Origin of the sequence: Thalassolituus sp. UBA2590, assembly GCF_002339775.1 — a bacterium.
In the GTDB taxonomy this organism is placed as follows: Bacteria; Pseudomonadota; Gammaproteobacteria; order Pseudomonadales; family Oceanobacteraceae; genus Thalassolituus.
Map to the genome: position 1 here is coordinate 1 of NZ_DDKU01000112.1, position 20266 is coordinate 20266.

The following is a 20266-nucleotide window of genomic DNA, read 5'->3' on the forward strand; positions in this document are numbered from 1 at the left end:
TAGACGGCCATCAGTGCCTGACATCAGGCGGACATCAGCAGACTGGCGCTCATAGTCACGGAGGTATTGATCAAATGAACTGTAACCATCGAAGTCGGCAAGACATGGCCCCTGCGTGGTATCGCATGGATCAGGCTGGTACACAGGCTCATCCGCAAGGAAGATGTATTCTCCGTATGCCCAGTCTTCATCGTAGCTGTATTCAATGTCCGACTTGCTGGCAGTGAGCTCGGTCTGAAGAATCAATGCACTATTGATCTGAGTTTCAGAAGTGAGGGCGAGTGCATGTGTATCCTGAGCGTCGACGCCAGGAGCGTTTGAGTACGTCTCACGAGTGTTGTCCAGGCTGAATGCATCGTAGCCATTGTCGACATCGGCATAGAGGTAGGTCAGACTAACGTCAGTGTCATCACTGACCTGAAACGCCAGCTTACCGCGCGCAACGACTTCGTCGATGTTGTTGGTGTCATCACGGTTCAGGAAGGTGTTATCGATGTAACCGTCAGACTGATAGCCGTTGACAGCGATACGCCCCTGAACAGAATCAGTCAGGCTGCCGGAGACTGCACCACCGAGACCATAGCTGTCGTAGTTACCAGCGCGGGCAGACAGGTAGCCTTCGGTTTCTTTGGTCGGGTCATTGGAACGGATGTTGATCATGCCGGCCAGTGCATTCGCACCGAAGCGTGTGCCCTGAGGACCACGCAGAATCTCAACCTGTTTAACGTCGAACAGGGTTGCAGCACCGCCTAATCCAGTCATGTCGATGCCGTCGATCACCAGACCAACGGATGGGTTAACCGGATCAATGAACTGACTTCTCTCACCAATGCCGCGAATCTGGTAGAAGCGACCACGGGAGGCACCAGAAGAGTAATTCACATTCGGGGCAAAGCTCAGCACTTGCTCCAGGTGTTCCGCGCTGCGCGCTTCAATATCCTCGCTGCCAACCACCGTGACGGCTTCAGGAATTTGTTGAACATTGGTCTGGCGGAAATCTGCTTCAACGGTGATGGGAGTCAGTTCGACATCTGAGTGCGCCATTGAGGAGGCGGTCATTACAGCAATAGCCAGTGGAGTGCGGAGCGTTTTATGAGTCATGGGTCTGCCTGTAAACCTTACGATACTGGTAAACAAAGACCCGGCTGTCGCGTAGCTGCGCATGGCGCGCAATGTATGAATTGTCGTGCAGTATCGACTGCCTTCCCATTCCTACGCCGGTACTAACCGGATCAGGTTCCGGGGTTTAAGCTTGAAGCTAATCTCAGGCTGCACTCGGCAACCTCCCCCTGGGTATGGCGCATGGTAACTAAGCGTCAACACCACTGTCATCACCTTTTTTTACACTCACTATCTATTGATATGCGGGCGTAAAACCCTCATAACCAGTGTCAGACCCTTACTTGATTAGCGGAGAGCACAAAGATGCTTCGTATATTTCTCTTTCTGGCGACCAACCTTGCAGTAATTCTGGTCGCCAGTATCACTCTGAGTCTGCTGGGTGTGGACTCGTATTTCCAGCAGAACGGCACGGATCTTAACCTCCAGTCGCTGCTGATTTTCTGTCTCGTCTTCGGTATGGCGGGTTCTCTGGTATCTCTGTTCATTTCCAAATGGATGGCAAAGAAAGGCATGCGCGTACAGGTCATTGATCAGCCGCATAACTCCGGAGAGCAGTGGCTGGTCAGTACGGTAAAAGAACTGGCAGACAAAGCCGGCATTGGCATGCCAGAAGTCGGTATTTTCCAGTCGGATGCGCCTAACGCTTTCGCGACGGGCTGGAACAAAAATGATGCGCTGGTGGCGGTCTCTACTGGCTTGCTGCAGCGTATGAGTAAAGAAGAAGTGAAAGCGGTGCTGGGTCACGAGATTGGCCACGTAGCGAACGGTGATATGGTCACGCTGGCTCTGATTCAGGGTGTGGTGAACGCGTTTGTTATGTTCTTTGCCCGTATTATCGGTAACTTCGTCGATAAGGCCATTCTCAAGAATGAAAATGGCCCGGGCATTGGTTTCTTTGTGGCAACCATCGTTTCAGAGATTATTCTCGGTATTCTGGCTTCGACCATCGTGGCATGGTTCAGTCGTCGCCGTGAATTCCGTGCGGATCAGGCGGGTGCCGAGCTGGTCAGCCCTGCTGCGATGGCGTCGGCGCTGATGCGTTTAAAAGAGACTTACGAGCAGCCAAGTGAACTGAAGGGCGAGCTGGTCGCATTCGGTATCCGTGGTGAAGGTAAGTTCTCAGCTCTGTTTGCGACTCACCCACCGCTTGATGTGCGCATACAGGCACTTCAGCAGCGCTACGGTAATTCGCAGTAATAACCGTTTCCTCTGCAAATAAAAAAGCCCGCTTTCGCGGGCTTTTTTATTGTATTTTCTTCAGCAGTGCATCGCGCCACGCATCAGCAATTTCCCGGATGGTCTGTTGATCTGGGCAGATGTGAGGGTGCATCTTTAACGTCAGTGTCAACTGACCGTACCACTCTGTTGTTGTCGCCGAGATTGGGTAGTTGGCCGTGCCCGGAGCCACAGCAACCAGGCGACGGTTATCTGGCTTGGGTGGATTATCCTGGCCGGGCAGGGGCCAGCTGCCCATGTTAGAGCAGCTACCCATGTAAAACTGTTTGCCACTGGTCATGCGGTAGATCAGTTTCACGCCGGTCATACCAGCCCACTTACCAATGTTTGCCAGCTTCCAGTTTGCCCAGTGTTGTTTGCCTTTAAAGCGTTGCCGCATCTGTGATTGCCACTCCTGAGGAGAAGATGTCGGCTTGGTGAGCATGTAAAAACCAGAGACCTGATTAAAGCTTTCAGTCTGGATACCTGTCGCACCGCGCACGTTGACTGGATAAAACCAGTAAAAGGGATCGTCGCCTTCAATCATGCGTGCGGCAACAATATTGCTGAGTTCGGCGTAGATCAGGCTACCCGGGCTGACCTTGTGCTCTTTGCACCACTGGTTCAGTTTCGCGGTTTCTTCTTCTGAAAAACAGGAAATTTCCGGCGTCAGTGCGTCGTGCTGGGTGTTCTCGTAGGTTTTCTTCCAACGTACGACCTTCCTGCCTTCTTCGGTTGGAAATTCTTTTTTGGCTTTGCAGATTTCTCGCCAGCCCGGAACACTGGTTTCGTTATAGACGGGAAGTGGGTAACAGGGGTAGCCCATTGGCCGGAGGATATTGGCGAAGCCCGCCATGCCATCAGTATCCGCGTGTTGCCAGGTCTTCCAGTCAGTGCTGTTGGTTTCGGGGTCGTACCAACCCCAATAAATCGTGTCGGTTATGCCGTATGGTTTGCGCGCGTGATACCACATGGCAATGTAGTCTTTTTCTGCCATCGGGGCTTCCTATTATTGTTATTGTCGCCGAGTAGCCAACTATAACGGATATTTTCGGTCAGCGGTATGAGACGACAGACGCCGCTTCAAAACAAGTTGCGTACCAAGTCACCACTTGCAGGTTTGACCTGAAATGCCTTACCCAGTTACGCCAATCTCACGAGTGATGACGTCCGAGTGACTGGCTGAGCAGGTCGACGGGTCTCTTCAGAGACTAGTTCATATATGGCATTCATCCAGCCACCTGTTAACGGACTAGCTCCATTGGCTTCTGATCGAGAGAAGGCCAACCTCAAATCCCTGTCTATACTTGAAAAGTTATGTTCCCGGACGGTGGTATGTTCTTCGTCAGAATCTTCATTGCTGCGCTGGCCTATTTTGTCTTTGCCCGTCTGGGCACAGCCTTGGCCATCCCCCCTGACTACGCCGCTGCTGTCTGGCCAGCCGCCGGCGTTGCCTTGGCATCGTTTCTACTGTTCAGCCGAACCGTTGCATTCGCTGGGGTTTTGACAGGCGCTGTTCTTGCCAACCTGTACACCACCACGTCAGCGTTGAATGAGTTGTCGGTGACCACTCTTGTGTCTGGCGTGGCGATGGGAGCCGGTGCAACGTTGCAAGGGTTGTTCGGAGCATGGCTGTACCGTACCTATCTCCCCGGTCGCAGCCGCTGGGATGAGCTGTCTCACCTGATTCGCTTCTGTTTTGTCGTCGTCGCCTTAGGCAGTGTGGTCAGTACAACGATTGGTAATATCACCCTCTACGTTAACGAGTTTATTGTCACAGAACGCCTGGCGTTTAACTGGATCACCTGGTGGGCTGGCGACGCGATCGGGGCGCTACTGGTGACGCCTGTTATCATGGTGCTGGCAGCTCCTGAGCAGGTCTACAGCCGTGATCGTAAAATCAAGGTGATGGTACCCATACTGCTGATCCTTACTGCCGTGTTCGGACTTTTTTACAAGTCGGTCGGGTTTAACCGGGAGCGGATTGTCAGTGACCTTCAGGCCTCTGCCGATGAGCTGTCACAGCTCGTTGATGCACGGCTGACGATTTCAGAAAACAGGCTGATTGCTTATGCCGCCTTATTCAGTGCAAGTGAGTTTGTTACGCCTGAGGAGTTTGCCCTGTTCTCAAAACGGGTGATGGCGAGCGACGATGCCTTTTTTGGCGTAGGCTGGACAGAGGTCGTCGACAACAGCGGTCGTGCCCGCTGGGAAGCTTTCTACCGTGAGCGTGGTATCGACGGTTTTACCTTCACCGAGCTTGCTGAGGGTGGCCGCCTGATCGAAGCCAGTCATCAGGATGCATACTACCCGGTCTTATATATCTACCCATTCGAGCCCAATCGCCGTGCCTTTGGCCTGAATCTGGGGGCTAACGCCGAGCGAAAAGTAGCGCTCGACAAAGCGGCGATAGAGCATGTTCCGGTGGCAACCGCACCTATTGTTCTCGCTCAGGAAACGGGCAAAAAGCGGGCGATCCTTCTGTACATGCCGGTATTTGATCTTGAAGACGACGAAGCACTTGTCGGTTATTCCAGCGGTGTTCTCAAGGTCAGCGGCATTCTCGGTGAAAGCGTCTTCCAGTCTCGTCAGTCGGGGCTGTATTTCAATTTATACGATGTCACCGAGGGCGAGCGACTGACAATCTACGAGGCGGCGGAGCAGGCGCACTCCAACCTGCCCATGCATAGCTACGATGCTTACTTCGGTACACGTAAGTATCACCTGGAGATATTTCCTGCTGAGAATTACGTATACGGGCGCAATGACTGGACCAGCTATGTCATCCTGACCGGTGGGTTTGTGGTTGCGACGCTGTTTCTGGTATTTGTGCTGACAACGACGGGACAGATTGAAACGGTTCGGCGACAGGTTGAGCTGCGAACGGCAGAACTGAGCGACGCTGTATCCCGGGCGAATGCTGCCAGTGACGCCAAATCTGCGTTTCTCGCCAACATGAGTCATGAGTTACGTACGCCCCTTAATGCGATCAATGGATTTCTCAAGTTGGTGCTCGATACGGCGTTAACTCCCGTACAGAAGAACTACCTGCAGAAAGCGGATCTTGCTTCTGTGACCTTGCTGGGACTGATTAATCAAACGCTGAATTACGCAAAAATAGAATCCGGCAACATGGAGCTAGAAAAATCCACTGTGCGCATGCGACGTATTGCGCGGAAGATGGAAGCTTTGTTTGGGCACATTGCCGATGAGAGTGCACTGGATTTCAGAATCAAGCTGGCTAATGACGTGCCTGAAGTACTGATAGGCGATGAATTGAGAATCGAGCAGATTACCCTCAACCTCCTTAGCAATGCATTCAAGTTTACCCGTGAGGGCCATATCGACCTGAATATCAGTTACGAGGCAGACGATGAGAAGCTTCAGATTCGTGTCACTGACAGCGGTGTCGGTATTCCCGCCGATAAAATGGAGCATATCTTTGCCGCGTTTGGACAAGCGGATGCTTCGATCAGCCGCCGTTACGGTGGCTCGGGCCTCGGCCTGAGTATATCCCGCCGAATCGCCATCATGATGAAAGGCGATATTCTGGTGCGAAGCACAGAAGGTCAGGGCAGTGAATTTCTGGCGTACTTGCATCTGCCCGTTGGCGATGCCGCTGCTGATGATGTGGGCGCTCCGGAAAGTCGTGGGCAACTTCAGGGTAAGTGCGCCCTGATTGTTGAGGACATCAAGGTAAACCAGATGATCGTACAGGAGTTTCTCAGTAAACACGGTATCAGCACCCTGGTCGCTGAGAACGGGCGAGAGGCCGTTGATCAGATGGCGGCCAGACCAGCGGTCGACTTTATACTGATGGATGTGCAGATGCCGGTCATGGATGGCTATGCAGCTACTCGCGAAATTCGCAAATTGATGCCTGAAATCCCAATTATTGGTATGACGGCCAATGCGATGGATGACGATAAGATGGCGTGTCTGGCTGCTGGAATGAATGACCATATCGCCAAACCTATTGATCCTGAGAGCCTGATCCGCTGTGTGCAGGACGCGGTTAGTAAATGTGGCTAAACAGGCCATGCGTAGGCTGAATTGACCATGCTCACATTGTTCCGCTGCAGAAACGTATCGTTCTGCTAGACTGTCCCCGTTTTGTAATAATTCTCAGGGGAGCGGTATGACGCAGATCGATACCGGAGCATAGGTGCTCAGAAAAACAAAAAATGACCTGATTAAGCGGTACGCTGTCCGCAACAACGGTATTGCATTGAAGCAGACGCTGTCCACGCTCTTGCCAGTCTTCGCGTTGACCTATGCAGGTATTGCTGCACTGGAGGTCTCTCTGTTGCTGACCGCTGGCGTAGTGCTACTCCTTACACTGTTTCTGCTTCGTGCTTTTGTCATGCTCCACGACTGTGGACACAATTGCCTGTATGAGTCGCCACGTGCCAATAAAATCGCCGGTTTCATCTTTGGCGTTGTGTGCGGTGTTCCTCAGTACGTCTGGTCGCGACACCATGATTATCACCACTCGACCAACGGCAACTGGGAGAAATACCGTGGGCCGCTTACGGTGTTGTCGACCCAGGAATATGCTGAACTGACGCCGAAACAAAAGCGCAGCTATGCGCGTCAGCGTAAGTTGTTCATGGGGCCTCTGGCGGGCTTTCTTTTATTTCGTGTTTAACCCACGCTTCACTTGGCTGAAGGGAACGTTCGGGTTGATCGCGCATGTGCTTAAAGGCAATAAGGCCTCTGACTACAGCACGCGATACTGGGCTGACTGGAAAGAATTCCGCCACATGACCGGCAACAATATTGCGTTGCTGAGTATCTGGACCCTTGCGGCTATGGCATTTGGTGCGGCTGAGTTCGCACTGGTATTTATCGTAGCTCTTTCGTTGGCGGGCGCATCAGGGATTATACTGTTTACGGTTCAGCACAACTTTGAAAACTCATACGCGTCACCGACCGAAGGTTGGGACTACTATCAGGCGGCATTAGCAGGTACCAGCTACCTCAAACTGCCTCGAATCCTGCATTGGTTCACGGCAGATATTGGTTATCACCATATCCACCATCTGTCTGCGCGCATACCTAACTACCGTTTACGCGATTGCCATGAAGAGAACCGGGAGTTGTTTGAGAGTGTTACGCGGCTGACATTGAAAGATGTTCCACATTCGATGCGCTACATTATCTGGGATGAAAACAACGCAACCCTGATGACGCCTGAGCAGTTCGAAGCTCGCACAGTAACTGCCCAAGCTCCTGAAGCGGCTCAGGCTGCCTGATCTGTCAGCGAAGACGCTGAGTAAGAGTGGCTGCCAGTTCCTCTGACAGCTGCTCTGCTAATTTCTCAGATGCTTTATTCAAGGCATTCTGCTGAACGCCCGACACACCACGTGCTCTGTCTGAGAACGAACTTAAAACCTTACCGCTGCTGTCTCGAAGGTTCACCCGCGCGTTCGCAAATACGTAGTAATTGCCATTCTGCTGCTGGCTGTCGAGGTTGGCGCTGACTTCGAAGCTGAGGTCTGGGTTATCGCTTTCGCCTAGTCGAAGCCCCTGGCTCGTCAGTGTTTCAAATAAGCCGCCGCGCATAATGCGAGCGCCGTCATCTAACAGAACCAGCCGGACATCAAGCGCTTTCACGGCAGCAAGAATATCTCCCCGGTAGTCGCGCAGTGCCTGCGGGGCCTGTGGTCGGGTTCTGCTGGTGGCAACAAACGCATATTGCTCCGCCAGTTGATCATGTTGAGCAAAGAGAGCCAGTGCAGGTAACTGTTGCTGCAGGCGTTCGAGCTTGCCGGTGCCAGTGACCTGTGCTGCTTGCATCATCTCAAGCTCGGTCTCGAGTTCCTGTAGTTGTCCTTGAATACGACTCGCTGCCGCGCTTCGGTCCAGCTCAGCAAGAGCGTAGGCGTAGTTATCATCAACATACGTGTCGCGAATGACGACTTCATCCAGCGTGACTGTCGGGATGGTGCTGCTGACGGCTTGTGAGATATTTTTCTGCAGGTGGGTTTCACCGTCAGACGTGTACTCGTTAATGCGGCTTGAGTTGGTTGCTGAGATAGTCACCTTCAGGCGACTGACCAGATCAGCGCGCGCAAAATCAGCTGCGCGCTTTAACGCCTGATCCGGGCTCCCATACACTTCCATCGAGCCGACACCGTATGCCTTCGTTTTATCCGACGGCTGCTGTGTCACCCAGCCAGGCAGGCTCTGAACCTGAGTGACATCGTCGGGGACCACGTCAGAGTCGTCCTTCTCATACAGCGAGCTACAGCCACTCAGGAGGCTGATGGCGAGGGTGAGAGGGATCAGTGAAGTCGTCAGGTATCTGGTCATCATTGGCAGTCCGAATAGGTCCTTGAAGCAGCAGTTCGATCGGGTTGGGTAGAGTGTACCCTGATACGAAGAGAGAATGTCATCTCTCTGACCGTTAAAAGCGGCGCAATATCCCACATCCGCAAAAAGCTAACATCAGTGACAATCAGTAACCGAGATTAGACATTACTTGACGGTGGTGACTTATTAAGCAATTGTTCGCAAAAATTTGTCTTGTGACGACAACCTGCTAATTGAAAGGGACACCCGATGGCTGACGAGGTGATTACACAGGAACTGGCCGTTCAGGAGAGCGTCTGTGTTGGAGCGGGATGCCGGGATGGCGAAACCTTCGGTTTTGAAACCTTAAAGGTGAAAAGCGCGAGTCCACTGGTGTTATTTGACGACACAAGCTCCTCTGCTTCCTTTCCTGATAACGACTGGCAGATAGGTGTGTCAGATGACGTTGCCGGCGATCAGGCGAGTTTTTTATAGAAGATGCTACCGGTAATCGTCGTGTTTTTGAGGCCTCACCGGCCGGTGATATTGCACTGGGCAGCAACTCAGTTGTCGTCGAGGGCGCGGTCTCGGCGGATGAGCGGGGCGAGCTGATGTTCACGTGCTTCTCCGGCGATGCTCAGGCTGTGACTGCGGGATATCGCATCCTGTTCTGATTACGTTTCTGGTGGCTTTTGACCATGCATTAAAAAAGCCTCTCTGGTCATACCAGCGAGGCTTTTTGGGGAAGCTAAGAAAGTTAAGAAGAACTTAACGCTCCTGCAGTTTCTGGATTTTCTTCTGGCCATTCCAGACTTCGCGATTGCTTTCCATATTGATGAGCTTCATGTCTACCTGATAGAAAGTTACGCGCTTCTTACCGGCTTCATCGACGATGCTGTTGATTGAACCTGACAGGGCAAAGTCAGCCGCGTCTTCCTGGCCCATCTCTTTCGCATTACGTGAGTTCAGCTCCTGATCACGACGCTCATCACGGACGGCATCACGTTCTTCACCAGCTACGACAAAGTCTGCTTTACCTGAGCGCAGCAGGGCGCGCTTGATGTCATTAACGAAGGTATCAACGGCGATATGTTCGTGCGACTTGTTCGCGATGCGCTGGATAATAATGGTCGGGCGCTCATTGTTTTCCAGTTCGAAGTCAGACACCCAAGGAAACGACAGCATGTCGTTGATCATTTCGGTCGCGACCAGCTCCGAATCTTTGTTATTCCACTGATCAGACAGAGCGATTTCTTCTGCTGGATCAACACGACTGACTTTGGTCGCGCAACCAGCGGTCAGAACAGCTGCGCCAACCATGGTCAGGGCAGCGAATCGGGCAATAGGGTTTAACATAATTTCATTCCTTCGTTGGCAGTCTTCGGGTCGGTTTATCTGTTTTTGGAACGGAGTCCGTCGTCGGAGTTCCGTCTTGAGTATCCGGCTCAGGAGCAGCTTCATTCTTTTCAGGCAGTGCCTTACTGGTTGTATTAGCTCCCGTCGTGCGCACAGTCCAGAGCTGAATATCACCCGGTTTGAGGGATACCTGCTTCTGGATTTGCTGCCGCCTATTGTCGGTCAGGTGCGAGTCGAGGGTTAGTGTGTGGTCGCCGGGCTCAAGAAACAAGCGTCTGATCTGTATTTCGCCAGGCAGCAGTAACCAGCTTCGGGTTTCTGCCGCGTCTGAGAGCTGAGCGGCAAGTTTGCCAGCGAAGGCCAGAAGGCCAGTGGAGTCCTGCGAGCCGATCGCTGACGCTGTAATGGCTTTCACTGCAGCGCGGGACAGGGCAGCACGGATCTCTGGCCCCGCATTTTTCATCTGTTCCTGAATGGCCATCAACTGCGGGCTGGCGGCCGGATCCAGAGACCAGGTCTGTTGATCAATGGTCAGCAGGCTTTGCCCGTAATCGAGAGGGCGACCGTAATAAGGAACAGCTACCCTCAGGGAACTGCCGACGGCATTAGTCAGGCCCATGCTTTCGGCGGTGTCGTACAGCGGGCCAAGGAATATGGTCTTGGTGAAAAAGTCGACCCGGAAATTACGGGTGGCGTTGAGATAGTCTGCCACCAGACCATAGAACATCTTGTCTGCATACAGCAGGTAGAACCAGTTGATCTCTTCTTGCGAGTATTCAAAAAAGTACGGCTGTAGCTCAAGAGCCCGCAGGTTCGGATTGATTGAAAGCTGTAGGTTCAGCTCTTTCTTTTCGGGCACGCGGCCCTTGTGCTCAATCACCAGTAACTGGCTTTTATCAGCAACGCTGTCCAGCAGGCTCAGTTGCGATTCAGACAGTTTGCCGCCAGTAATCTGAGTTATTTCGTTGTCTGAAAACCCGGTTCTGCGCATCATTCGGGCAACATCCAGCCAGGCTTGCTGAGCCATGCCGTTGCCAAGTTGAAACTGTTCTGAGTAACCGGACTCGTAACTTTCTGCGGCTTTCAGATAACTGATTCTGGCGTTGTCGTACTCGTCGTTCATTTCGAAGCTGACGCCCGTCAGGTAATGCGCTAGGGCGTCGTCCCGATAGGTGAGGTCGTCGGTGTCGACTAGGTTACCGACCAACACAGAGAAGACGTCCATGACCTTTGAGAAGGTGCGTTCTTCTTTGTCTTTGTACTGGTTGTAAGAGCCTTCGTTATTGCGCAGGGCCTGCAGGCGAAGTAACAGGCGACGGGATTCGATGCGCGCACCTTCAATGGCGTCGAGGCGAGCGTTACCGGGCGGCAATTGTCCCGCAATCGCAAGGTAGTTCAGGGCCTTGTAGTAATAGATCATCATTTCTTCGTGAGTGTTGCCCGCATAATCAGCGTTGCGCGGGTTGCTCATCATGACGACCAGACTGTCACGGAGTTGTTTCTTCTTCAGCGCCTCACTAATGCGAGCCGCGTCTTCGAGCAGGCGATTACTCTCTGCGTAGTTGCCTTCAAGGTGACGAATAACGCCAAGCTCCAGGTTGTAGAGCAGGCGGTCTTTGCCATCGGCAGAAAGAGACGACTGAATCTGTGTTGCCGCCTTGGTGTAATCACCTTCTTCAACCGCTGTCAGTGCCTGTTGGACACCGCTTCCATACGTTGCGCAGCCAGCCAGTTGGACCAGTACCAGGGCTGAAAGCAGGGTTAACAGTCGCCGGGCTATCAAAACAGTTCTCCTTCATCGACACTCAGGAGTGTAACCTACCCGTGCCAAGCTGCCACCCGTATTGGACGCATTTGTCCGGGACAGCACAGTATGGCTCTGTTAATTTATGGCCAGCAGATAAAAAAGAGATTATTTTCATGTCGAAGACAAAAGCCCCTGTTGTATTGATTGCCGGAACCTACTGTTATCCCGAAGTATGGGACGATATGAAGCAAGCATTCGAGGAGCGTGGTTACGAAGTTCATGCGCCGCCCCTGCGTCATCATGAATTGCCCCTGCTTGAAGGCGCTCTGGCGATGAAAGACAACAGTCTGCTGGATTATCGTGACGACTTTATTGAACTGATCAACGGCCTGAGCCAACCACCGATTATTGTCGGATGGTCAATGGGCGGCCTTATCGCGCAACTTGTTGCTCAGGAAGTGGAACACGCCGGTCTGATGTTGCTGGCACCTGCGCCCGCGGCCGGCATTTTTGCGGCTTACCCTTCTATGCTGCGTACTTTCCAACATCATTTCTCGCGCTGGGGCTTCTGGCGTAAGCCTTTGATGCCTGAATGGGAAAGCTTTTTCTGGAGCACCGGGCACCTACAGGATGAGCAGTTAATGCGTGATGCCTTTGTGCAGCTGAAAGCTGAATCCGGAAAGGCTTACTTCGAGATGGCCATGTGGTTCTTCGATAAGAAACGCGCCAGTAAAGTCTATCCAGAACGTATTACAACGCCGGTTCTGGTCATAGCAGGGAGTGATGATCGTATCGTTCGTACGCCTATTGGTAAGACGACAGCGCTGCGTTTCGAACACGGAAAGTTCGTCGAGCTTTTCAACCAGGACCATATGTTGGTTACCGGGACAGGTCTGCCACGAGTGATGCCGGAGTTTGATCGCTGGGCACAGGACAATAGCCTCTGACCTTTAACCGTGACTGGATTAAAAATAGTTAGAGAAATGAAGAAAACAATCAGAACAGGCGTGATCGCCGCAGGCCTTGCAGCGACCGTCGCGCCCTCTGTGCAGGCATTGCCTATGACACCGAGGTCGAGGGCGACGACATCGACCTTGTTCGTCTTGTGCTTCGTTACCCACTGGGACCTGTGGCGCTAGGTGCTCTCTGGGAGCATCGCGATGTACTTGCAGAGTCAGAGGCGACGACCGGTTGGCTGGCATCTGCTGAAGTCCCCATCAATACAGAGCTGGCTGTGCAGGTGCAGTATGGCGCATCTGATAATGTGGCCGAGAACAGTACGAGCGCTAGCTTGGGGGCAACCTACGACCTGGGTAACGATGTGGGTCTCTACGTCTTCGCGACAAAGAACTCGTCTGACGAGATCGACGATGAGTCTGAAGTTGGTGTCGGCATAAGCTATGTATTCTGAACGGTCAGCTCTCTTCTTCCGGGCTGGTCAGTTATACGGGTATAAAAACGGGCATTGCGGCTTCCTGCCGCAATGCCCGTTTTGTATTAGGGTGCTGTTGTAATGTCTGATGGTTATGACAACAGTTTAGCGGGAAATATCCCGAAGACGCATCACTACTTTAGTGAAGTGTGATGAAGGATCTATTTACTTACTGTCAGTATCTTCTAAGCCCATAATCTTCAGCGGTTTAACGTCTTCGTCCAGCAATGCTTTGCCATCGACGGGTGTCACTCGTGTGGTGAGTTCCGTTGCCAGACCTTCCGCCTGCGCAATTTCCTGTGCTTGCTCCTTACTTGTCTGGCTGTAGCCACAGCTGATGCACTCGCGGACTTCGTCGCCGTCGTCGTTGGTGTACATCACGGTGCGGTCCATTTCGGAGCACTTAGGGCAGACCGCGCCGGCGATAAAGCGGCGCGGGCGTTTAGGCGTCTGATATTCGTTTGGAATGTCGCTCATGCGACCTCCGGGATTTCAATGCCCGAATGACGAAGCAGCGGTTCCACCGACGGCTTGCGGCCACGGAAGGCTTCAAACAGTTCAGCCGCTTCACGTGAACCGCCCTGAGAGAGGATTTCTTTCAGGAAGCTTTCTCCGGTATCGCGGTTGAATATGCCTTCTTCTTCAAAGCGTGAGTACGCATCCGCACTCAGTACCTCGGCCCATTTATAGCTGTAGTAACCGGCCGCATAGCCACCGGCAAAGATATGGCTGAAGCTGTGCTGGAAGCGGTTGAATTCAACCGTGGGTACGACGGTCACTTTTTCACGGACTTCATTCAGAATCTGCTCCGCCGTCACCGGGTTGCTGTCGCTGTACTCGCGATGCAGGCGGAAGTCGAACAGCGCAAATTCGAGCTGACGCATGGTCATCATGGCGCTCTGGAAGTTTTTCGCGTCGAGCAGCTTATCCAGCAGCTCCTGTGGCAGTGGTTCGCCGGTCTGATAATGACCAGACAGGAAGGCCAGCGCCTCCGGCTCATAACACCAGTTTTCCATAAACTGACTTGGCAGCTCGACCGCATCCCAAGCCACACCGTTGATGCCACTCACCGCGCTGACGTCGATCTCGGTCATCATGTGGTGAAGGCCGTGACCGAACTCGTGGAACAGGGTAGTCATTTCGTCGTGGGTCAGCAGGGCGGGCGTGTCACCGACCGCTGGGCTGAAGTTACAGACCAGATAGGCAACCGGCAGCTGCACGCCGTCTTTGGTGGAGCGACGCACGCGGCAGTCGTCCATCCAGGCGCCGCCACGCTTTTTCGAGCGGGCGTATAAATCGAGATAGAAGGCAGCAATCTGCTTACCGTCTTTGGTGACGTGGAAGAAACGCGCATCCGGGTGGTATGTATCGAACTCGTTCTGTTCTTCAAACTCAATGCCGTACAGGCGTGAGACGACTTCGAACATGCCTTTAATCACGGTGTTCACCGGCAGGTACGGGCGAATGTCTTCCTGAGAAATGCTGTAGCGAGCCTGACGCAGTTTTTCCGCCGCGAAGGTCACGTCCCAGGGTTTCAGGTCGGTCATGCCCAGTTCGTCGGCGGCGTAGGCTTTCAACTCTCCGAATTCACGCTCCGCCTGTGGCTTGGCTTTGGCGGCCAGATCATTGAGGAAGTCGATGACTTCTTGGCCAGATTCCGCCATCTTGGTCGCGACGGAATATTCAGCGTAGTTGTCGAAGCCAAGCAGTGTCGCCAGCTCATAGCGTAGCGCCATGATGTCTTTCATGTTCTGGCTGTTGTCGAACTCGCCGGCGTTCGGGCCAGTGTCCGAGGCACGCGTGACAAACGCGGTGTACAGCTCTTCGCGCAATTCGCGGTTGGTGCAGTAGCTCATGATCGGCATGTACGACGGGAAGTCGAGGGTAATCACGTAGCCGTCGAGTTCGCGCTGTTGAGCTTGCTGAGCGAGCAGGCCTAAACCTGATTCAGGTACGCCATCGAGCTCTGATGCATCGGTGATGTGTTTGGTCCACGCGGCGGTGGCGTCGAGGACGTTCTCGCTGAATTTGCTGGTCAGCTTTGATAGCTGCTGTTGGATCTCGGCGTAACGCGCTTTTTTATCCGCTGGCAGATCAATGCCGGATAGGCGGAAGTCACGCAGCGCGTTATTGATCGCCGTCTTCTGAGGCTCGCTCAGATTGTCGAATTCCGGGCTGTTCTTCAGCGCGTCGTAGGCTTTGAACAGGTCTTCGTTCTGGCCAAACTCCGTCCAGTACTGGCTCAGCAGTGGCAGACAGGCGTTGTAGGCTTCACGCAGCTCATCACTGTTGAGTACGCCGTTGAGGTGGCCGACCGGCGACCAGGCTTTACTCAACTCGTCGTGCCACTCGTCCATGGGTTCGATTAACGACTCCCAGGTCGGTGTCGCTTCACCACTGGCGAACTTACCCAGCAGCTCGCTGATGCGGGTACGGTTGGTGTTCAGGTGCTCTTCAACCGCCGGCAGTACGTGCTCAGCATTGATGTCTGAAAAAGGAGGTAAGGCATGTGCCTGCAGAAGCGGGTTGGACATAAGTGGCGATATCCCAATGACTGATAGACTTTCGAAAGCAATGAAGTAAGTATTTGGGGCAAATGGCCGGAATTCAAGCAGAGCCGCAAGAGAAAGGAGACAGCATGAGCAGTTCACACCGAGACATCCGCTCTTATCAGGGCATCACTCCGATATTAGGCGAACGGGTATTTGTTGATCGCACCGCGGTTGTCACTGGTGATGTTCATCTGGGAGATGATTGCTCGGTCTGGCCCTTAGCTGTCATTCGTGGCGATATGCACCATATACGTATCGGTGCGCGCACGTCGGTTCAGGACGGGTCCGTATTGCACATCACTCATGCCTCCGACTACAACCCAGGCGGTTATCCGTTGATCATAGGAGACGATGTGACCATTGGCCATCAGGCAATGCTGCATGGTTGTACGATAGGGGACCGGGTGCTCGTTGGTATGAAGTCTATGATCATGGACGGTGCTGTTGTTGAGAACGAAGTCATCATTGGCGCTGGCGCTATGGTGCCCCCCGGAAAAACGCTGGAAAGTGGCTTTGTCTACATGGGTTCACCTGCAAAAAAGGCGAGGCCGATCACCGAAAAAGAGCGCAAGTACTTTACCTATACCGCCGAGAACTACGTCAAACTCAAGGACAAGCATATGGCGGAAGGTTTTGATTACTGAAGGTTATCAGTCACCTTTGTGAATCCAATAAAGTTCCCTTGCTCGCTCCGTTGATCAGCAAAAAAATCGAGCTTTATGATTAATATTGAGTCCTGAATTGACTTTGCGTCACCTGGTGGCGCGAATAGTCTTTCATGTTGTTGTTAATTTGCGTCACCCTTTGAGTCGTTTTATGCCAAATAAGATCAGCGGTCGTTATTTGGCCTGAACCTGTCTTTTATGTCATGGCAATACCCGTCAAACGCAATGAATCAGAAATGAAAATGGCGCATATTCTTATCTGCCGTGCGGAAGTATTCGGCGGTATTGGGTGCAAACTCTAAATAACAGATAAGGAAAATCTTATGAAACTCCCTCTTCTTAAGGGGCGTCCGCTTGCTCTCGCTGCGTCTGCTCTGCTCTCCATCGCTGTAAACCAGGCTTCTGCCTACGACCTGCAGACAGGAAATGCGCCAGTTGAATTGGTGATCTCAAAAGTCGCGCCTGCAATCTTCCAGGACATCTCAGCGACTGCGGGTGACGCAACCCTGGTTCTGCGTGTGACAGCACAGGTGACCAATGCCTGGTACGACGCGTCGGCGCCTTACCACCCAACGGCGGTAGGTGTGTATTCACGTATTCCTAATCGTCCTGCGTCTGAGAGCGTAGACAACGAGAACATCAATATTGCGACCCTGTATGCGTCTTATCAGCTGCTGAAAGTGCTGCTGCCACAGCGCACTGCAGAATGGCGTGGAATGCTGGTTGAAGCAGGTCTGGATCCTGATGACACCAGCACTGACCTGACCACTCCTGTCGGTATCGGTAACGTTGCGGGTGCAGCAGTAGCAGAAGGTCGTCTGAATGACGGTATGAACCAGGCTGGTTGGATCAATGAAGATGTGCACCCACAGCCTTATGCCGACTACACAGGTTATGAGCCAAAGAACACTGCTTATGACCTCAAGCGTCCTTCAAAGTGGCAGCCAGATGTTCAGCGTAAAGGACTGGGTCTCTATAAAGTTCAGCAGTTCGTAACACCTCAGTACGCGAACGTTGAGCCGTATTCTTATGATGATCCAGAGCGTTTCAGTGTGCCTTGGCCTGCAAAGAGCTTTGCGCCTTTCAAGCACCTGTATAAGCAACAGGCTGACGAAGTTCTGGTTGCGTCTGCGAATCTGACCGAAGAGCAGAAGCTGAAAGCGGAACTGTTTGATAACAAGATTTTCTCACTTGGTTTCTCTGCTGTGTTCGCGGCTCAGTCTCGTGGACTGTCTCTGCTTGAGTTTATCCAGCTGGACTTCCTGACCAACATGGCAGCGTTCGATGCCGGTATTTTCGTATGGCAGGAAAAGGCTGAGTACGATGGCGTTCGTCCATTCTCTGCAATCCAGCACATCTACGGCGATCAGCCTGTTGAAGCCTGGGGCGGTCCGGGTGAAGGCACTGTGATGCTGCCAGCGAGCCAGTGGCGCGCTTACATGGAAGAAGCAGATCACCCTGAGTATCCATCAGCATCTTCTTGTTTCTGTGCAGCGCACTCTCAGTCTGCGCGTGCGTTCCTGGGTGATGACATGCTGGGCTTCCCGGTTGAGTACCCGGCAGGTTCTTCCCGCATCGAGCCAGGCCTGACGCCAGCAGCGGATACCACTCTGGTATTCAATACCTGGAGTGAGTTCGAGCAGGATTGTGGTCAGAGCCGCGTTTGGGCAGGTGTTCACTTCCAGGCAGCCGTTGATGAGTCTCTGGCACTGTGTGGTGACTTCGGTGATATGGCTTACGACTACATGCAGTCTCTGATCGATGGTACTGCGCCAGAGCGTGGTCCAAGCCAGCCGCTGCGGGATCCTGCGACATACAGCAACAAGAAGTGGTGGTAAGCCGCTGAGTTGCTAGTTGCTTATGTAGCGATAAAAACGGGGCCATTGGCCCCGTTTTCTTTTAAAGAGCGCTGATGAGTATGTGTTGGATCTGGCACCGCGCATCATGCGCCAGCCGCTTGCTGCTGGGTAAAGTTTCTTGACATGTGTCTATAAAAAACAGATCTTACCGGCGTTTGTATAAATGCTGACCAGTACAGCGGGTTCAGCATCCACCATAAGAAATAATAAAAAGACGTTTCCGGGGCAATCTCTGATGCACAACCAACGCAATGTTAATGCGGCGCTTGAATGGTCGATGGCGCTGCCTGCCTTTCTGATTTTAGTTTTCGTTATCCTGCTGAACACCAGCCATACGGTTCATGGTCAGCTTCTGCAGCTGGGTGAGTCGGTATGGGAAGGTTATTTCCAGCTGCGTCAGGACCCTGTTGAGCCTACCTGCGATCCGCAGATGGACATTGATGCCGAGGTTCAGAAGCGCATCGAGGCCGCTCCTCCGGCGGATGAATTTGATCTGTTTGCTGCTCCACCTCCCGGTCCAGAGGTGCTTCGTCAGTCTCTGACCGCTTCTAAGGCGAGTTGCCAGCTGAAACATCAGCATTATGCAGAGAATATGGATCAGATCACTGCAGGGGTTGAGGTATTCCGTTCAGTAGAGCTGGCGGTATCTAAGCTGGGGGATATTGGTCTTTCGGCAGAGCGTATCCTGCTTGCAGTACTGGTACTGATCTGCGGCGGTACGGCGCTGTTCCGTCGTCACCATATTGCTCTGAAGCCAATGGAAACCGTGATGGACTACCGTGTCGCGGCGGTAGCTCAGGGCATTGCGTTCGCCGTCCTGTTTGATTCGGTCTGGAATTTCAAAGATATCGTTTTCTCCGCGGGCGTCGACGTTTCTACAGAGCACGCCGTTCTGCACTGGATGTGGATAGCGGGTTTCGCGGCTCCGATATTTATCTCTATCTATCAGTTCTTCGTCATTCCTGATGACGCTAAGCCGGGCGGCAGCTTCCTCCGTGCTCAGTTATCTGTGCCCTTGTATGCGAGCATGGCGATTGGTACGGGCCTTTACTTTATTCTCAGTGGTCATCCGGCGGGCGTTGCTATTCATCTGAATCAGATGATGGAAATGTCGCAGCTGTTCCTGAACGTTGGTCTGTATGTGTGGATCGGTATGCTGCTGAAGCGGACCGATATGGCACAGAAGGTGTTCAATATATTCCGGCCTTTCAATCTGGCGCCGGAGATCTTTGCGGTCGTTCTCGTCATACTCGCCGCACTGCCTACGGCTTACACCGGTGGCTCTGGTATTTTCGTTATTGCGGTAGGTGGTCTGATTTATCTGGAGCTGCGCCGCGCAGGCACGCGTCGTCAGCTAGCGCTGGCAGCGACTGCGATGTCTGGCTCTCTGGGGGTGGTACTGCGTCCATGCCTGCTGGTGGTTATCGTTGCGGCACTGAATAAAGAAGTGACCACAGACCAACTGTTTGGCTGGGGTGTAAAAGTATTCTTACTGACGACTACTCTGTTTGCTCTCTATGCTTTGCTCACTCGCAAAGGCGAATCGAATAAAGCAGATTTCAGTAATGATGCCTGGTCGCAGTTCTTCACTTCGCTGCGTCCGCTGATTCCGTACGTCATTATAATCGGTGTTGTTCTGGCCATTTACGCGTTACTGCTGGATGCGTATCTCGACGAATTTTCTGCACCTATCATCCTTCCTGTGATGCTGCTGGCGATTATTGCTTATGAGCGTATTGCACAGGAGAAAGGTCTACTTAAACGTGAAAATCTGAATGCAGATTACGTTGAATCGCGCCTGGCAAATTCGTTCGCGGATCTGAAACACGGCCGTGACAGCATGGAAAAAACCCTGCGTGAGTCGACCACGGAAGCAATCGTTCACATCGGTGCGCTGTTGATGCTGATGGGCATGTCGATGAGTCTTGGCGGCGTTGTCGAACGCGCTGAACTCATGTCGTATATTCCGGTGGACTTCAACTCAGTATGGCTGGCGATGGCAGTGCTCGTATCGATACTGGTGG

Annotated in this window: 17 protein-coding genes and 1 riboswitch; of the genes, 10 read left to right on the plus strand and 7 right to left on the minus strand. The window is 52.8% G+C overall.

The window, feature by feature from the left end:
* Window positions 1-1101 (minus strand): TonB-dependent receptor (locus tag B2067_RS10020; protein WP_301388325.1); only part of this gene is annotated, 1101 nt, incomplete at its 3' end.
* Between the two features lie 91 nt (window positions 1102-1192).
* A riboswitch (TPP riboswitch) is annotated at window positions 1193-1300 on the minus strand.
* A gap of 125 nt (window positions 1301-1425) precedes the next feature.
* Between B2067_RS10020 and htpX the strand changes: the two genes are divergently transcribed.
* On the plus strand, window positions 1426-2319 hold the full coding sequence (gene htpX / locus B2067_RS10025; protein WP_068436660.1) for a protease HtpX: 894 nt from the start codon (window positions 1426-1428) through the stop codon (window positions 2317-2319).
* A gap of 46 nt (window positions 2320-2365) precedes the next feature.
* Here htpX and B2067_RS10030 read toward each other — a convergent pair whose 3' ends face one another.
* Complete coding sequence (locus tag B2067_RS10030; RefSeq protein ID WP_301388326.1) at window positions 2366-3334, minus strand: hypothetical protein; 969 nt, start codon at window positions 3332-3334, stop codon at window positions 2366-2368.
* 338 nt (window positions 3335-3672) lie between these two features.
* Here B2067_RS10030 and B2067_RS10035 point away from each other — a divergent pair, with 338 nt between their 5' ends.
* From B2067_RS10035 to B2067_RS10045, 3 genes are all read left to right on the plus strand, one after another.
* Complete coding sequence (locus B2067_RS10035; RefSeq protein ID WP_301388327.1) at window positions 3673-6369, plus strand: CHASE domain-containing protein; 2697 nt, start codon at window positions 3673-3675, stop codon at window positions 6367-6369.
* A 133-nt stretch (window positions 6370-6502) separates the two neighbouring features.
* Window positions 6503-6985: a fatty acid desaturase gene (locus tag B2067_RS10040; protein ID WP_301388329.1), complete on the plus strand. Its 483-nt coding sequence runs from the start codon at window positions 6503-6505 to the stop codon at window positions 6983-6985.
* Window positions 6924-7592: a fatty acid desaturase gene (locus tag B2067_RS10045; RefSeq protein WP_297533304.1), complete on the plus strand. Its 669-nt coding sequence runs from the start codon at window positions 6924-6926 to the stop codon at window positions 7590-7592. The genes B2067_RS10040 and B2067_RS10045 overlap by 62 nt, the downstream gene beginning before the upstream one ends.
* 4 nt (window positions 7593-7596) lie before the next feature.
* Here B2067_RS10045 and B2067_RS10050 read toward each other — a convergent pair whose 3' ends face one another.
* Complete coding sequence (locus B2067_RS10050; RefSeq protein ID WP_297533305.1) at window positions 7597-8655, minus strand: LPP20 family lipoprotein; 1059 nt, start codon at window positions 8653-8655, stop codon at window positions 7597-7599.
* A gap of 246 nt (window positions 8656-8901) precedes the next feature.
* On the opposite strand from B2067_RS10050, the gene B2067_RS10055 reads away from it, so the two are divergent.
* The gene (locus B2067_RS10055) at window positions 8902-9126 is read left to right on the plus strand and encodes a hypothetical protein (protein ID WP_297533306.1); all 225 of its coding nucleotides are present in this window, start codon (window positions 8902-8904) and stop codon (window positions 9124-9126) included.
* A 273-nt stretch (window positions 9127-9399) separates the two neighbouring features.
* On the opposite strand, the gene B2067_RS10060 is transcribed toward B2067_RS10055, so the two are convergent.
* Window positions 9400-9987, minus strand: a complete 588-nt coding sequence (locus B2067_RS10060; RefSeq protein ID WP_068435438.1) for a penicillin-binding protein activator LpoB — start codon at window positions 9985-9987, stop codon at window positions 9400-9402.
* Window positions 9988-9991: 4 nt separating this feature from the next.
* A complete protein-coding gene (locus tag B2067_RS10065) occupies window positions 9992-11770 on the minus strand; it encodes a hypothetical protein (RefSeq protein ID WP_301388333.1) in 1779 nt (592 codons plus the stop codon).
* A 137-nt stretch (window positions 11771-11907) separates the two neighbouring features.
* Between B2067_RS10065 and B2067_RS10070 the strand changes: the two genes are divergently transcribed.
* Both B2067_RS10070 and B2067_RS10075 read left to right on the plus strand, forming a co-directional pair.
* Window positions 11908-12681, plus strand: coding sequence for an alpha/beta hydrolase (locus B2067_RS10070; RefSeq protein WP_301388334.1), 774 nt, complete (start codon window positions 11908-11910; stop codon window positions 12679-12681).
* A 107-nt stretch (window positions 12682-12788) separates the two neighbouring features.
* Window positions 12789-13145 (plus strand): porin, encoded by a 357-nt coding sequence (locus tag B2067_RS10075; RefSeq protein ID WP_301388348.1) that lies wholly within the window; start codon window positions 12789-12791, stop codon window positions 13143-13145.
* A gap of 186 nt (window positions 13146-13331) precedes the next feature.
* Here B2067_RS10075 and B2067_RS10080 read toward each other — a convergent pair whose 3' ends face one another.
* Window positions 13332-13643 carry a YheV family putative zinc ribbon protein gene (locus B2067_RS10080; RefSeq protein WP_301388336.1) on the minus strand — a complete coding sequence of 104 codons (312 nt, stop codon included), beginning with the start codon at window positions 13641-13643 and terminating at the stop codon, window positions 13332-13334.
* Window positions 13640-15700, minus strand: a complete 2061-nt coding sequence (gene prlC / locus B2067_RS10085) for an oligopeptidase A (protein ID WP_301388337.1) — start codon at window positions 15698-15700, stop codon at window positions 13640-13642. Before prlC ends, B2067_RS10080 begins: the two co-directional genes overlap by 4 nt.
* A gap of 104 nt (window positions 15701-15804) precedes the next feature.
* Here prlC and B2067_RS10090 point away from each other — a divergent pair, with 104 nt between their 5' ends.
* The 3 genes from B2067_RS10090 to B2067_RS10100 all read left to right on the plus strand — a co-directional run.
* Window positions 15805-16362, plus strand: coding sequence for a gamma carbonic anhydrase family protein (locus B2067_RS10090; protein WP_301388338.1), 558 nt, complete (start codon window positions 15805-15807; stop codon window positions 16360-16362).
* A gap of 344 nt (window positions 16363-16706) precedes the next feature.
* Window positions 16707-18221, plus strand: a complete 1515-nt coding sequence (locus B2067_RS10095) for a vanadium-dependent haloperoxidase (protein WP_301388341.1) — start codon at window positions 16707-16709, stop codon at window positions 18219-18221.
* A gap of 184 nt (window positions 18222-18405) precedes the next feature.
* Window positions 18406-20266: TRAP transporter large permease subunit (locus tag B2067_RS10100; RefSeq protein ID WP_301388343.1), on the plus strand; the 1861-nt coding region annotated here is incomplete at its 3' end.

What these genes read in the sequence shown, in the direction of transcription:
- B2067_RS10080 (WP_301388336.1), bottom strand. Translation starts at nt 13,643, where the DNA reads ATGAGCGACATTCCAAACGAATATCAGACGCCTAAACGCCCGCGCCGC.
- B2067_RS10050 (WP_297533305.1), bottom strand. Translation starts at nt 8,655, where the DNA reads ATGATGACCAGATACCTGACGACTTCACTGATCCCTCTCACCCTCGCC.
- htpX (WP_068436660.1), top strand. Translation starts at nt 1,426, where the DNA reads ATGCTTCGTATATTTCTCTTTCTGGCGACCAACCTTGCAGTAATTCTG.
- B2067_RS10045 (WP_297533304.1), top strand. Translation starts at nt 6,924, where the DNA reads ATGCGCGTCAGCGTAAGTTGTTCATGGGGCCTCTGGCGGGCTTTCTTT.
- B2067_RS10035 (WP_301388327.1), top strand. Translation starts at nt 3,673, where the DNA reads ATGTTCTTCGTCAGAATCTTCATTGCTGCGCTGGCCTATTTTGTCTTT.
- B2067_RS10070 (WP_301388334.1), top strand. Translation starts at nt 11,908, where the DNA reads ATGTCGAAGACAAAAGCCCCTGTTGTATTGATTGCCGGAACCTACTGT.
- B2067_RS10095 (WP_301388341.1), top strand. Translation starts at nt 16,707, where the DNA reads ATGAAACTCCCTCTTCTTAAGGGGCGTCCGCTTGCTCTCGCTGCGTCT.
- B2067_RS10030 (WP_301388326.1), bottom strand. Translation starts at nt 3,334, where the DNA reads ATGGCAGAAAAAGACTACATTGCCATGTGGTATCACGCGCGCAAACCA.
- prlC (WP_301388337.1), bottom strand. Translation starts at nt 15,700, where the DNA reads ATGTCCAACCCGCTTCTGCAGGCACATGCCTTACCTCCTTTTTCAGAC.
- B2067_RS10090 (WP_301388338.1), top strand. Translation starts at nt 15,805, where the DNA reads ATGAGCAGTTCACACCGAGACATCCGCTCTTATCAGGGCATCACTCCG.
- B2067_RS10060 (WP_068435438.1), bottom strand. Translation starts at nt 9,987, where the DNA reads ATGTTAAACCCTATTGCCCGATTCGCTGCCCTGACCATGGTTGGCGCA.
- B2067_RS10055 (WP_297533306.1), top strand. Translation starts at nt 8,902, where the DNA reads ATGGCTGACGAGGTGATTACACAGGAACTGGCCGTTCAGGAGAGCGTC.